Raw genomic sequence first — 13003 nt, 5'->3', positions numbered from 1 at the left:
CGCCGTGGCGCGGCGCTGGCTCAGACCGGCCTCAACGACGGCCAGGCCAGCTCGACGCCCTCGCGGACCAGGAGCGCCTGGAGCTCTTCGCGGAGCGCGCTCCGGGCGCGCACCTGCCGCGGCAGCACGCGGCGCTCCAGGCAGAACGTCGCGAGCAGCCCCGCCGCCTCGCCGACGCTCCACTCCACGGGGTGGACCCGGTAGGCGCCATTCGTGATGTGCGTGACGCCAAGGTTCTTCCCGCCCGGCAACAGGTTCTCCACCCGCACCGGGATGAGCGCACCCAGCGGTATCTGGAACGGCCAGCAGCCGAGATCGAGGTACCCGGGGCCCCCGACGCGCGGGTGCAGATCGATGCGATAACACCCGATCCCGACGCTCTCCTCGAACGTCGCGGGGCCGTCGGGCCGGAGCGGATACGCGATGTGCTGCTCGAGCACCGTGAGCTCGGCCCGGATCCGGCGGGACTCGCGGATGTAAGGCGCTGGCGCGAGGCCGTCGGCCGTGCCGCCGACAACGTCCCCGCGGAGGCGCAAGCCTGGATATCCGACCCCGCCGTCCGGGCGAGGCGCCTCGGTCTGCATCCAGTACAAAAGGCTCAGGCTGAGCTGCCGCGCTCCCTCCAGGTGCCGCGCGGCCTCCGCCTCGTCGACGCCGCAGACCGGCCCGAACCAGTAGTCGTTCTGCGGCCAGTTCACGATGGTGACGTCGCTCGGCGCGAACCCCGCTTCGAAGACCGTCCTGTCGAGGATCCGCCGGAAGCTCCACCAGGGATGCCGGTCTTCCGCGGCGAACAGGCCTCGCGTCAGGGGCTCGAGTGTATCGGGTCGAACCGCCGTCCAGTCCAGCAGCCGACCCGGCCAGCCGGGCGGCTCGAGGGAGCGCCAGCGCTCGTACTGAGAAGGCCTGTCGATGACATGGTCCTCTCCGGGGTGGTGCTCGATCGCAAAGCAGACGGTGATCGCCTGCTGGGCCCTCGGATCCGCGCGCTCGGGGGCGTGCGGTTCGCCGGTCTCCGCGCGAGACTCCGCCCCGAGCGCGTGCTCCACGCCCGCGAGCGCCAGGAGCTCGCCACGAGGCGTGGCGTCGATGAAGAGGTCGGCCACGAGCAGGACGTCGCGCCCCGACTCCAGCCCTCGGACCACGACGCCGGTCACCCGATCGCCGTGCGTCGACGCCGAGATGGGCCGGTGAGCGTGGAGCGCGACGAGGCGCCCGTTGAGCCGATACGGCGCGATCATCTCGTGCAGGACGGCCACCGCGACCCGCGGATCGTGGCACAGGCGGCTGACCCAGCCGTTGCCGGGGTTGAGCGCGGGGAGCGCCCTGGCCGACGCGGTGAGCGGTAGATGCCTGCGGTAATACGCGCGGATCCCCTGGCGCAGCGCGCGGTAGCTCCGGGTCGCCCCCATGTCCTCGATCCACGGGTGCTCGTCCGGGGGGACCGCCTGGTTCGTCAGCTGGCCCCCGAGCCAGCGAGTCTCCTCGGTCAGGACGACGCGGCGGCCCGTCCTGGCCGCCGCGAGCGCAGCCGCGAAGCCGCCGAGCTCTCCGCCGATGACGGCGACGTCGGTCCGGATCACGTCCATCGCCAGCTCCCCGCGCTCATGCGCTCTTCCGCGCGGGCTGCACCGCCGGAGCTCGCCGCGCGAGGAGCTCGGTGACGAGCTGGTTGGTCTCCCTCGCCCTGGCCTTCAGGCCGGGGAGCAGCCGGCGGATCTTCGCGCGGATCTCGTGACGTGTGTCCCACGAGCGATCGAGCCTGGCGATGAGCTGCCCGGAGCTGATGCTCCCGAGGGGCGGGGTCTCCATCTCGAGGTCCTCGATGAACCCCGCGACCTTGGACGCGTAGGGCAGCGCGACGAACGGGGTCTCGCGGAGCGCCGAGAAGATCAGGAAGTGCAGGCGCATGCCCACCACGAACTCGAGGTGCCCGACGAGGCTGAGGATCTGCTGCGGCGTGTACCGGCGCCTCAAGACCTCTGCCCGCTCGGCGTTCTTCATGTGGGCGACGACCGCGTGGCTGTGCTGCACGTCCGTCCGTTCCATGGATACGAACACGACGTCCGCGTCGAGGCGCTCGACGACGAAGTCGGCGGCGTTGGCGAGCAGGGCAAAGTACTCGTCAGGGTCGATGTCGGGCGCCGCCGGGCCCGGCTCCCTGACGGAGAAGCCGACGAGGTGCCGCTCGAACTCGACCCCTTCGGCCCGGATGGCCTCGATGGGCAGCGCCTCCTCGCGCAGCAGCAGGGCCGGATCGGCCGTGAGGCGGATCTCGCGATTCACCCCCACCTCCTCGAGGAGGCGACGCCCCTGCTTGTCTCGCACGGTGACGATGTCCGCGGCGTTCAGCGCCGCCCGCACGGCTTGCTTCGCGCTCGGGTCCGACAGCGGCCCGGCGCTCACGGCGTAGATCACGACGGGGACGCCGCGCTCCTCCGCGATGAGCGCCTCTCTCAGATAGACCGGCGCGTCCCGATCGTACAGGATGCCTCCCCCGCCGAGGACGAAGAGATCGAGGCGCTCGATCTCGGCGGTCGATTCCATTCGTGTGAGCTCACGGACCGGGACGACGCGCTCCACCTGGTGGCGCATCTTCGTGTCCTCCGGGCACAGCGAGAACACGGTGATCTCCGCTGGCATCGACGCCCGGAGCTGCGTGACGATGCCATCGAGGATGGCCTCGTCGCCGAGGTTCATGCCGCCGTAGGACCCTGAAATCCCGATTCGGAACGGTCGGTTCGCCTTGTCCATCGTGGGCTCCTCCCGCGAGCGCCTCCGCTCGATCGCCGCGCCCGCCGCGCCCGCCGCGCCGTCACATCGCGTCGAGCGCGGCCCTCCGCCAGCTGCGACCTGCTCGGTCGTCCGAGATCGTCAGCGCAGCGCAGGACCTTGCCACGGCGGCGGCGAGGCGCAATGTCCACCGGCGGAGGACGCACCATGGGACACGCGCAGGCGCGGACGACGCGGAGTGGCTCGCGAGCGCCAGGCGACGAGGCGCGCCCGGCCACGGAGCTGCGCGCGGTGCGAGCCGCGGCGCGGGCCGCGCCGGCCGTGCCCGTGGGTGATGTCGTGGACGAGGCCTGCCAGCAATCCTTCCCTGCCAGCGACCCGCCCGCCTGGACGCCTGTGAGAGCCGGCCTGCCGCGCGACGACCGGTCGGAATGCCCCGACGTGGGATGACCGAGCGCGGCCGCGTGGTCCTGCGCGAACCGCTCGAAGCCGATCGGCTCAGGCCCGGCGCGCGGCGTTACGATAGCTTATCGCTCCCGAAAAGCGGCCGAAACAGGCGCCGTCCGATCATGGCAGGGTCCCCGCGGCGGTGCTCGCCGGAGGGGCGCAGCTCTCCTCACCTGGAGGCATTGCGCGTGGTGACCCCTGCCGACCTCGCCATCAAGGATCTAGGCCCCTGCCGGCACCCCTCGCCCGTCGCCGAGAAGCTCGGCGAGAGGGCCACGGTGTACGTCGGCGAGGCCGACAAGGTGCTGTTCAACGATCGCCTGTCCGCCGTCCTCGCGGACGCCTCCGGCGCGCGGCCGCCGGCGTTCGAGCTGGCCGGGCCGCGCAACCGCGTCTTCTGGGATCCGAAGGAGCTGCGCGCCGGCATCGTGACGTGCGGCGGGCTCTGCCCCGGCGTCAACAACGTCATCCGCGGCCTCGTGCTCACGATGGCGCAGAGCTACGGCGTGCCGGAGATCTTCGGCTTCCGCTACGGCTACGAGGGGCTCGTCGCGCGCTTCGGGCACGCGCCGATGCGCCTGGATCCCCGGAGCGTCGAGGAGATCCACCGCATGGGCGGCACCGTGCTCGGCACCTCCCGCGGCAACCAGGACCCGCACCAGATGGTGGACACGCTCGAGGCCCTCGGCATCAACGTCCTCTTCGTCGTCGGCGGCGACGGCACCATCCGCGGCGCGATGTCGCTCGTCCGGGCCATCGAGGAGCGCCGCCTGTCGATCGGGGTCGTCGGCGTGCCCAAGACCATCGACAACGACATCAAGTTCATCGACCGCAGCTTCGGCTTCGAGAGCGCCTTCGCCGCCGCCGTCGACGTCATCCGCAGCGCGCACGTGGAGGCGTCTGGGGCGAAGAACGGCATCGGGCTCGTCAAGCTGATGGGCCGCCACTCGGGCTTCATCGCGTGCGCGGCGGCGCTCGCGTCGGCGGACGTGGACGTTGTCCTCATCCCCGAGGTCCACGCGGAGCTCGACGGCCCGTGCGGGCTGCTCGCGCACCTCGAGCGCCGGCTCGCCCGCCACGGCAACGCCGTGATCGTCGTCGCCGAGGGCGCCCTGCAAGAACACTGCACCTCCAGCGCGGAGCCCATGGCGACGGATCTCAGCGGCAACCTCAAGCTGAAGGACATCGGCCTCTTCCTGCGCGACCGCATCAACGCGCACTTCCGGGCGCGCGGCATCGAGGCGACGCTGAAGTACCTGGACCCGAGCTATCATATCCGCAGCGTCCCCGCGTCCCCGTCGGACAGCGTGTATTGCTGGAACATGGCCCGGAACGCTGTCCACGCGGCCATGGCGGGCAACACCGAGATGCTGATCGGCCGGTGGCACGGCCGCTTCGTGCACGTGCCCATGCCCCTGGCCGTCCGCATGCGCAAGCAGGTCGACCCGACGGACGACCTGTGGATGGCCGTCGTGGAGGCCACGGGGCAGCCGCTCTCGTTCTGCTAGCGCTCCTGACAGGAAGTCCGGCCGGGGATCCGGAGGGAGATTTCAACGCAAAGACGCAAAGGCGCAAAGTCGCAAAAAGAACAATTGGATCGACCATCGCCCCGCGCGCCGCGGGCGCGCCCCGTGCCATCATGGCCGGCATGAAGATCTCGCTGCTCTCTCGCTCGCTCGTGCTCGCTGGCCTCGCCTGCCTCGCCGGCTGTACCAAGGAACCCGCGCCGCAGGCCCCGACGGGAGTCGAGGCTCCGCCCGCGGCGCAGCCCCCGCCGGGGGCCGAGAGCGCGCCCGAGGCGCAGGCCCCGCCGGCCGCCGGCGAGCCGCGCGCTGCGGCGGCGGAACCTCGGTGCGAGGCCGACGCCGACTGCGTGGTATCCTGCGCGCGGGCCGGGCAGTGCTGCGACCAGCTGTGCCCGCCGTGCGACCAGGCGTTCCACCGCGACGCGCTCGCGGAGCTCCAGAAGTGGCGCGCCGCGAGCTGCGCCGCCGAGAGCTGCCCGGTCGCCAAGTGCATGGCGCCGAAGGAGGACTCGGTCGCTCGCTGCAAGGCGGGCGCGTGTGTTGTCGAGCGCGTCCCACACGTCGACCGATGAGCCGGCGCCCGGGATGAAACCGCCCCGACACCTGCGCGAAACCCAGGCAACACCTTCCCAGAGCGCCCACGGCGCGTTTTGCCACAGGCTGCATCCGCGCCACACCGATCGAGCTCTACGCGAGCGGGCTGCGGTCTCCGGGCTCCTTCATGTCGAGATCGCCGTCCGTGGCCCTGCGCTTGCATTGCGCGGCGCGTAGGGCGCGCGGGAACATCGCGATCCCGGCGGCGAGCTCTCCTCCCGCCCACGGCGCTCGCCGTGCTGGAGGACGGACCCTCGCCGGGATCGCAGCGGGAGGTCCCTTGGGCATCGAGATCCAGCAAGACCACTTCAAGACCGTCGATTATCGGCTCTTCAAGACGCGGCTCCAGCAGAACCTCGCGGCGCTGGAGATGGTGCTCGCCCGGCCGGGGTTCGGCCACGGGGAAGCGACGATCGGCGCCGAGCTCGAGATGTTCCTCGTCGATCGCGAGGCGCGCCCCGTGCCGATCGGGGCGGAGATCGCGCGCGCCGCGGCGAGCCCGATGATCACGCCGGAGATGGGCGCGTTCGACATCGAGCTCAGCACCCAGCCTGTGCCGCTCGCCGGCAGGCCGCTCTCGGCGCTGCGCGAGCAGATGCGCGCGACCGTCGAGGCGATCCGCGAGCGCGCGGCGGCGCGGGGCGCGCGCGTGGTCCCGGTCAGCATCCTGCCGACCTTCCAGCGGCGCGACTTCAGCCCTGCGACGATCACGAACCTGCCCCGGTATCGCGCGCTCGCCGCGGGGCTCTGCAGGCTGCGCAGGGCGCCCTTCCATATCCGGATCGACGGCGCCGAGCCGCTGGAGCTCACGTCGGACGACCCCGCGATGGAGGCGGCGAACACCGCCTTTCAGATCCACCTCCGGGCCACGCCCGACGCCTTCGCGCGGCTGTTCAACGCGGCCATGGTGATGACCGCGCCCGCGCTCGCGGCCGCGTGCAACTCGCCCACCTTCCTCGGCCACCGGCTGTGGCACGAGACGCGGGTGGCGGTGTTCAAGCAGGCCGGCGACGATCGCCCGCCGGCGCCCGGCGCGGACTGGAAGATGCCGGCCCGCATCGGCTTCGGGACCGGCTGGGTGCGCGACGGCGCGGCGGAGCTCTTCATGGAGAGCGTCGCGCTGCACGAGCCCATCCTCCCCGTGTGCGGCGACGAGGACGTCGTCGGCTGCGCGCGGGCCGGCGGGATACCGCAGCTCCACGAGCTCCGCCTGCACCACGGCACCGTCTGGAACTGGAATCGACCCGTGTACGATCCCGCCGGCGACGGCCACTTGCGGATCGAGCTTCGCGCCCTGCCGTCCGGGCCCACGCTCGATGACATGCTCGCGAACGGGAGCTACCTGCTCGGGGGCATCCTCGCGCTCGCGCCCTCCATCGGAGAGCTCTTGCCGTCGTTCCCGTTCGAGCTCGCCGTGAGGAACTTCTACCATGCGGCGCACTACGGCCTCGACGCCGAGCTCGTCTGGCCGGCCGTACCGGGGGCCGCGCCGAGGTGCGTCCGGGCGCGCGATCTCCTCCTCTCGCTCTTGCCGCGGGTCGAGGAGGGCCTCGTGACCGCGGGCGTCGACGGGGACGAGGCCCGCCATTACCTCCGGATCTTCGAGGCGCGGGTCGCCAGAGGCATCACCGGCGCCACATGGCAGCTCCGCGCGCTCTCGGCGCTGGAGATGGGCTCCGCGTCGCGCGAGGAGGCGCTGAGGAAGATGCTGGAGCGGTACATGGCCGAGGTCGACTCCGGCGCGCCCGTGCACGCCTGGGGGACCCCGCGCGCGGGCGCGACATGAGCTCGCCGATGAGCCAGGACGCCACGCGATCCCTCGCGGAGCAGCTCGACGCACGGCTCGCCGCGCCGGGGGCGATGGACGCGGCGCGGTTCGAGGCGTTCCTCGAGGCCCAGCGGCGGCTCGGGCTGATCCACGGCGCGCGCCCGCTGTGCCGCCATCTGCGGCCGTACCTCATCGCCGAGAAGGACCTCGCCACGATCGCCCGCGCGGCCGAGCAGATCGCCTCCGCGCTGGAGAGGGTCGCGCAGCGCGCGATCCGGGACGACTTCCTGGCCGAGGAGGTCGGGCTCTCCGCGGACGAGCGCGCCCTCGCGGCCATCGTGCCGGGTCCGGGGCCGCTCCACACGGTCGGGCGCCTCGACATGCTGATCACCGACGGCGGCTTCTCCTTCATCGAGTACAACGCCGACTCCCCCGCCGGCCTCACCGACCAGATCCTCGTCGAGCGGACGCTGATGGCGCTCCCCCACCTCGCGCCGCTCCGGGACGGGCATGGCCTGCGCACGCCGGCGCCGCACCGCGCGCTCCTCGGCGCCCTGCTCGAGGGCTACGCCGCCTGGGGCGGGCGCGAGGCGCGGCCCGCGATGGCCATCGTCGACTGGGCCGCGGTCGACACCTCGGCCGAGCTCAGGGTGCTCGCCGACCTGTTCTCGGCCGAGGGGCACCGGACCAGGATCGTCGATCCGGACGAGCTCACGTACGACGGCCGCCGCCTCGGAGCGGGCGGGGAGCGGATCGATCTCGTCTACCGGCGCGTGATCACGCAGGAGCTCGTCGGGCGGCGCGGCCTCAATCACCCCCTGGTCCGCGCCTACTGCGATCGCGCGGCGTACGTGGCGAACTCGTTCCGGATCAGGCCCCTCAACAAGAAGGCGGCGTTCGCGGTGCTGAGCAACCCCATGTTCTCGGGCCTGTTCACGCCCGAGCAGCGCGCGGCCATCGCGGAGCACATCCCCTGGACGCGCCGGGTGACCGCCGGCCGCGCCGCGTGGCGGGGCCGCGAGGTGGATCTCGTCGAGCTCCTCCTCGGAGAGCAGGAGAGCTTCGTGCTGAAGCCGAACGACGAGTACGGCGGCAAAGGCGTGCTGCTCGGGTGGACGGCGACGCCGGCGGCCTGGAGAGAGGCAGTCCGGGCCGCCGCGGAAAAGCCCTGCATCGTGCAGGAGCGGCGCCGCCCGCGCACCGCGCGCATGCCGACGTTCCGCGGCGGCGCCGTGGAGGAAGAGCAGGTCTATTTCGACCTTTGCCCCTTCGTCTTCGCCCGCGGCGTGGAGTGCCCGCCCTCCACCTTCACCACGCGCATGGAGGGCGCCATGGTCCGGCTCTCCGCCTCGGAGGTCAGCAACGTCTCCGCGGGAGGCGCGGTCACGGGGCTCGTGATCGTCGACGGCGCGCGCGCGCCGAGGGAGGGTGCCCGTCATGTGTGAGCTGCTTGGCATGGTGTCGAACGTGCCCACGGACATCGTGTTCTCGTTCACGGGGCTCGCGCTCCGCGGCGGGCAGACGGGGCCGCACGCGGACGGCTGGGGCGTCTCGCTGTACGACGGGCTGTTCGCGCGCACGTTCCTCGAGCCTCACCCGGCCTTCTCGAGCCCGCTCGCGCGGTTCATCCGCGAGAACCCGATCCACACGGCCCTCGCCATCGCGCACGTGCGCAAGATGACGCGCGGGGGAGCGGCCCTGAAGAACACGCACCCTTTCATGCGGGTCCTCCACCGCCGGCACATCGTGTTCGCGCACAACGGCACCTTGCCCACGGTCAGGGATCGGAAGCTCCACGTCGAGACGCCGGTCGGCGACACCGACAGCGAGCACGCCTTCTGTATCCTCCTCGAGGCGATCCGGAGCGCGTACGGCGAGAGGTACCCGGGCGACGCGCGGGAGCTGGGGCGCCTGTTCTACGAGCTCGGGAACGAGCTCGGCGCCGATGGAGTCTTCAACTTCCTGTTCGCGGACGGCGAGCACCTCTTCGCCCGCTGCGGCGACCACCTGTCCTGCATCCTGCGCCAGGCCCCGTTCGGCGAGGCCACGCTCGTGGACGCGGATCTCAAGGTGAATTTCAACGACCTCCACGGCGTCGGCCCCGACGCGCGGATGGCCGTCGTGGCCACAGAGCCGCTCACGCGCGACGAGCTCTGGCGCAAGGCGACGCCCGGCACGCTGTGGGTCTTCCGCGCCGGCGAGCTCCTGGCGACGTTCCCCGAGGCCCGCGAGGGCTCAGGCGCCGAGCTCCCCGGGCCGAGCACGCTCCCGGGAGCGGACGGACGGGCTCCTTAGAGCGGTTCCCGCCCCCGCCTCTGGTGCACGCGACGCAGAGCGGCGGTCTCCCGCACAGGAGACGGGTCCAGATCGGCGTTTTCGGCGCGGAAGCGCACTCCTGTGCGCTGAGCACCGAAAACGACGAGATGGGCCCGTATCCGAAGCGGCTGACCGCCGCTCTAGCTGCGCGGGCGCGTGAACAGGTCCCGGAAGAAGTCGCTCAGCGTGTGCTCCTTGTAATCGCGGAACTCGCCGGCATCGAAGTAGACGCCACCGCAGACGCTGCAGTTCTCGTACCAGATATGCGACTGCTCCGGGTCGACCATGCGCACCATCGGCGTCGAGCAGCGGGGGCACGGCACCCGCCGGATCTGGTTGTTCTTCCGCCCCACCGAGGGGTCGCCGGTGTCGATCTGCTGGGAGCCCGCCATGGCCTTGAGGGACTCCTTCTCGCGGCTGTCGAACCAGATCCCGCCGCACGCCGTACACCGGTCGACGTCGATGCCGCCGAAGGTGACGATATCCATCGAGGCCGCGCATTTCGGACAGTTCACGTCATGCTCCAGTGCGGCAGGCGCCGCCATCGGGAGCGATGGTATCAGACGACCCGGATCGCGGGAAGAGCGTCGATCGCCTCGCCGGAGGCGGTCGGCGGCATGCGCGGCCGCCAGCCGGCGGGCGGGCTGTCCCCCCACCGCGCGCGCCGCGCGGCGCGCGACGTCATTTCGAGCCCATCTTCTCTTTCACGATCTGCTGCAGCCGATCGAAGTGGGGGCTGTCGCGCCGGACGGCGATGCCGAACTGGGATGTACCGAGCTTCGACTTCGAGTAGACGACATAACCGGACATCTCGCGGTGGGCCGTCAGATTCTCGGTCATCTGCACGTAATGAGGGTGTGGCATGTAGATGAGATCGGGCTTGTAGGCCCCGAAGAACCTGTCCGCGGAGAACGGCTCGAGCGCGAAGCGCGGGTCGTTGAGGCCGGCCATGTCGATGATCGTCTTGTTGAGGTTCATCGCGCCGAGCATCCCGACCTCGGTCGTGGCGATGACGAGGTCGTCGGGGAGCTTCGAGACGCGATCGATCGCGAACCAGTATTTCTGTGGTCCCGAGGTGTTGCCGTGCTTGACGATGTTGAAATGCCCGAGCCGCTTCGCCGCGACGGCGCCGGCGAGGTCCCTGCCAGCCGCGGCGAGGGGAGCCGACAGCTGGAGCCAGAGCATCGCCAGCGCGGCAATGCCGGCCAGGGGCAGCGCGGCCGGCGCGGGCTGGCCGATCGAGTCGGAGAGCGTCCGCGCGAGCCGGGCGGCGCTCCGGCAAGCGAGGTAGATGAGGCCTGGCAGCGGCGCGTAATAGAACCGCTGCGAGAACCCCATGATCGGCACGACGAACAGCCACGAGTACGCGAGGCACAGGAGCGTCGCGGCGAGGACCCCTTTGTCGAACGCCGAGGACTCCGCCCAGAAGGCCCGGGGGCCGCTCCTCCGCCCCTCGCCAGCCGGCGCGCCGGGGCTCGCCTGCCGCGCGCCGAGGCCCACGAGCACGTCGAGCGCGATGACGGTGAAGAGCGGCCAGAAGAACTCGATCCAGTCGACGAGATCGATGGTCGGCCGCCCGCGGTAGGCGCGGAGGATCCCTGATCCGTAGAGGTTCGTCGACTTGGCATAGAACGGCAGCGGGAGGGGCGAGCCGAAGTACAGCTTGGCCGCCGCGAGGTGGAGGGCGAGGACGCCCGCCGTCGCGGCGAGGGCGGCGAGCCCGAAGCGCCGGCGGTCGCGGTCGCGCTCGAGCGCGACGAGCGCGAGCGGCACGAGGACGGCGTAGGCCGTGAGCTCTGGCCGCACCGAGAAGGCGAGGCCGCCGAACGCCCCGAGCGCCACCCCGCCGGCGACCCGGGCCGCGCCGAGCAGCCGCAGCGTGAGGAGCAGGTACGCGGTGAGGAAGCAGAGCCCGAACGACGTGTCCATGCCGCTCACGAAGTGGTCGGTCAGCGTGGACCGGGCGGCGCAGAACGCGGCGAGGGCGAAGCAGGACAGGCGCGCGACCTTGCCGTCCCCGGCCGCCCGCAGGACGAGCAGGACGAGCAGGACGAGCAGCACTGGCCCCCAGACGAGGCTCTGAAGCATCGCCGCGAGGCTCGTGTTGCCGCCGGCGATCAGATGAAACGGCACGGCGGCGACGATGAAGGCGAGCGAGGTGAGCCCGTAGGACGGCGGCCCCTTCGGGTTCCACGAGATGCTGTGGTCGGTGATGAGGTTGTGCGCGTACCGCTGGAACATGTACGCGTCGTCCCAGAGCGTCGTCAGGTCGAAGCGCACCGCCGTCTTGCACGCCAGCAGCGCGAGGCAGAGCGCCATCGTGATCCAGAAGCAGGCCGAGGCGAGCCTGCGCACCGCCTCACGGGGCAGCGACGGAGAGCGCTCCACGGCGTCCTCCGCCGCGCCCTGCCCTGCCGGTGCATCGGCGGACGGTTCAGCTCGCTGCTCCTCCGGCAGCGTGGTTTCTACGTGCGTCGTCATCGTGCTTCGCGCCCCCGACTACATGGTTCCGGCCGGAAGCCCTGCTTCCGCCGAAGGGTTCGCGTCACCGAGGCGAGCGCCGTTGGAAGGCGCGCGGCGCTCGGATTCCCTTTGCGGATCGACGCGTTGCGCCGTCTGCGTTGGCCACCGCCTCAGAGGTCGCATGCGGCGACCATAGTCGCACCTGCAGCGCGCCGTACATCCGGAACCGGCGTGGAAAACTTGCCTCGGGCCGGTCAGCGCACCGAGGCCCCCGCGCCGCGCGAAGAACACGGTCTCCTCGGGCCGGTCAGCGCACCGAGGCCCCCCGCGCCGCGCGAAGCACGAGGCCCCCTCGGGCGCCCCGGCCGGCCAGCCCCGCGAGGCCCAGCCCCGCGAGGCCCAGCCCGCGAGCGCCGGACAAAAGCAGAAAAGCCCGCATGACGTCCGCCATGCAGGCTCTCTTCTGAAGCGTCTCTCGCACGCTGCGACGCGCCGCTCACACCCGAGCACCGGGCGCGAGGCTCGTCACGTTCCATGGAGCAAGGTCAAGCCGCACGACCTATTAGTACCGGTTAGCTCCGCCGATTGCTCGGCTTCCACACCCGGCCTATCAACCTCGTGGTCTACGAGGGGTCTTTAGGGGCCTTGCGGCCCGGGACACCTAGTCTTGAGGCCGGCTTCCCGCTTAGATGCTTTCAGCGGTTATCCGTTCCGTACATGGCTACCCGGCTATGCCCTTGGCAGGACAACCGGAGCACCAGAGGTACGTCCACCCAGGTCCTCTCGTACTATGGGCAGCTCCTCTCAAGTGTCCTACGCCCACGGCAGATAGGGACCAAACTGTCTCACGACGTTTTAAACCCAGCTCGCGTACCGCTTTAATCGGCGAACAGCCGAACCCTTGGGACCTGCTCCAGCCCCAGGATGCGATGGGCCGACATCGAGGTGCCAAACCGCGCCGCCGATATGAACTCTCAGGCGCGATCAGCCTGTTATCCCCAGAGTACCTTTTATCCGATGAGCGATGGCCCTTCCATACAGAACCACCGGATCACTAACGCCTGCTTTCGCACCTGTTCGACCTGTCGGTCTCACAGTTAAGCTCCCTTGTGCGTTTGCACTCTACGCCTGGTTTCCAATCAGGCTGAGGGAACCT

The 13003-nt window shown here is 71.0% G+C and carries 10 protein-coding genes and 1 rRNA gene (1 of these 11 cut by a window edge); 5 read left to right on the top strand and 6 right to left on the bottom strand.

Going from position 1 to position 13003, the window contains the following annotated elements; translation table 11 throughout:
* Nucleotides 1–20: 20 nt before the first annotated feature.
* Both WMF44_RS12165 and WMF44_RS12160 read right to left on the bottom strand, forming a co-directional pair.
* The gene (locus WMF44_RS12165; RefSeq protein ID WP_437299295.1) at nucleotides 21–1589 is read right to left on the bottom strand and encodes an FAD-dependent oxidoreductase; all 1569 of its coding nucleotides are present in this window, start codon (nucleotides 1587–1589) and stop codon (nucleotides 21–23) included.
* Nucleotides 1590–1605: 16 nt separating this feature from the next.
* Nucleotides 1606–2754 (bottom strand): polysaccharide pyruvyl transferase family protein, encoded by a 1149-nt coding sequence (locus WMF44_RS12160; RefSeq protein WP_437299294.1) that lies wholly within the window; start codon nucleotides 2752–2754, stop codon nucleotides 1606–1608.
* Between the two features lie 614 nt (nucleotides 2755–3368).
* Between WMF44_RS12160 and WMF44_RS12155 the strand changes: the two genes are divergently transcribed.
* The 5 genes from WMF44_RS12155 to WMF44_RS12135 all read left to right on the top strand — a co-directional run bounded on the left by WMF44_RS12155 (nucleotide 3369) and on the right by WMF44_RS12135 (nucleotide 9363).
* A complete protein-coding gene (locus WMF44_RS12155; RefSeq protein WP_437299293.1) occupies nucleotides 3369–4688 on the top strand; it encodes an ATP-dependent 6-phosphofructokinase in 1320 nt (439 codons plus the stop codon).
* A 140-nt stretch (nucleotides 4689–4828) separates the two neighbouring features.
* Nucleotides 4829–5278 (top strand): hypothetical protein, encoded by a 450-nt coding sequence (locus WMF44_RS12150; protein WP_437299292.1) that lies wholly within the window; start codon nucleotides 4829–4831, stop codon nucleotides 5276–5278.
* 302 nt (nucleotides 5279–5580) lie between these two features.
* Nucleotides 5581–7086: a hypothetical protein gene (locus tag WMF44_RS12145; protein ID WP_437299291.1), complete on the top strand. Its 1506-nt coding sequence runs from the start codon at nucleotides 5581–5583 to the stop codon at nucleotides 7084–7086.
* 8 nt (nucleotides 7087–7094) lie between these two features.
* Entirely contained in the window at nucleotides 7095–8513 is a 1419-nt protein-coding gene (locus WMF44_RS12140) for a hypothetical protein (RefSeq protein WP_437299290.1), read from the top strand.
* On the top strand, nucleotides 8506–9363 hold the full coding sequence (locus WMF44_RS12135; RefSeq protein ID WP_437299289.1) for a class II glutamine amidotransferase: 858 nt from the start codon (nucleotides 8506–8508) through the stop codon (nucleotides 9361–9363). Before WMF44_RS12140 ends, WMF44_RS12135 begins: the two co-directional genes overlap by 8 nt.
* A 161-nt stretch (nucleotides 9364–9524) precedes the next feature.
* On the opposite strand, the gene WMF44_RS12130 is transcribed toward WMF44_RS12135, so the two are convergent.
* The 4 genes from WMF44_RS12130 to WMF44_RS12115 all read right to left on the bottom strand — a co-directional run.
* Nucleotides 9525–9899: a zf-TFIIB domain-containing protein gene (locus tag WMF44_RS12130; protein ID WP_437299288.1), complete on the bottom strand. Its 375-nt coding sequence runs from the start codon at nucleotides 9897–9899 to the stop codon at nucleotides 9525–9527.
* A 44-nt stretch (nucleotides 9900–9943) separates the two neighbouring features.
* A complete protein-coding gene (locus WMF44_RS12125) occupies nucleotides 9944–10069 on the bottom strand; it encodes a hypothetical protein (protein ID WP_437299287.1) in 126 nt (41 codons plus the stop codon).
* Complete coding sequence (locus WMF44_RS12120) at nucleotides 10066–11865, bottom strand: hypothetical protein (RefSeq protein WP_437299286.1); 1800 nt, start codon at nucleotides 11863–11865, stop codon at nucleotides 10066–10068. Before WMF44_RS12120 ends, WMF44_RS12125 begins: the two co-directional genes overlap by 4 nt.
* Nucleotides 11866–12388: 523 nt before the next feature.
* Nucleotides 12389–13003: ribosomal RNA gene (locus WMF44_RS12115) — 23S ribosomal RNA — on the bottom strand (it continues 2423 nt past the right edge of the window).

Source organism: Sorangium sp. So ce426, from assembly GCF_051475585.1.
Taxonomy (GTDB): domain Bacteria; phylum Myxococcota_A; class Polyangia; order Polyangiales; family Polyangiaceae; genus Sorangium; species Sorangium cellulosum_B.
Note: the sequence above shows the minus strand (reverse complement) of the source record. Positions and strands in the feature narration are given on the sequence as shown.

What these genes read in the sequence shown, in the direction of transcription:
- WMF44_RS12165 (WP_437299295.1), bottom strand. Translation starts at nt 1,589, where the DNA reads ATGGACGTGATCCGGACCGACGTCGCCGTCATCGGCGGAGAGCTCGGC.
- WMF44_RS12160 (WP_437299294.1), bottom strand. Translation starts at nt 2,754, where the DNA reads ATGGACAAGGCGAACCGACCGTTCCGAATCGGGATTTCAGGGTCCTAC.
- WMF44_RS12150 (WP_437299292.1), top strand. Translation starts at nt 4,829, where the DNA reads ATGAAGATCTCGCTGCTCTCTCGCTCGCTCGTGCTCGCTGGCCTCGCC.
- WMF44_RS12140 (WP_437299290.1), top strand. Translation starts at nt 7,095, where the DNA reads ATGAGCCAGGACGCCACGCGATCCCTCGCGGAGCAGCTCGACGCACGG.
- WMF44_RS12135 (WP_437299289.1), top strand. Translation starts at nt 8,506, where the DNA reads ATGTGTGAGCTGCTTGGCATGGTGTCGAACGTGCCCACGGACATCGTG.
- WMF44_RS12125 (WP_437299287.1), bottom strand. Translation starts at nt 10,069, where the DNA reads ATGACGTCGCGCGCCGCGCGGCGCGCGCGGTGGGGGGACAGCCCGCCC.
- WMF44_RS12120 (WP_437299286.1), bottom strand. Translation starts at nt 11,865, where the DNA reads ATGACGACGCACGTAGAAACCACGCTGCCGGAGGAGCAGCGAGCTGAA.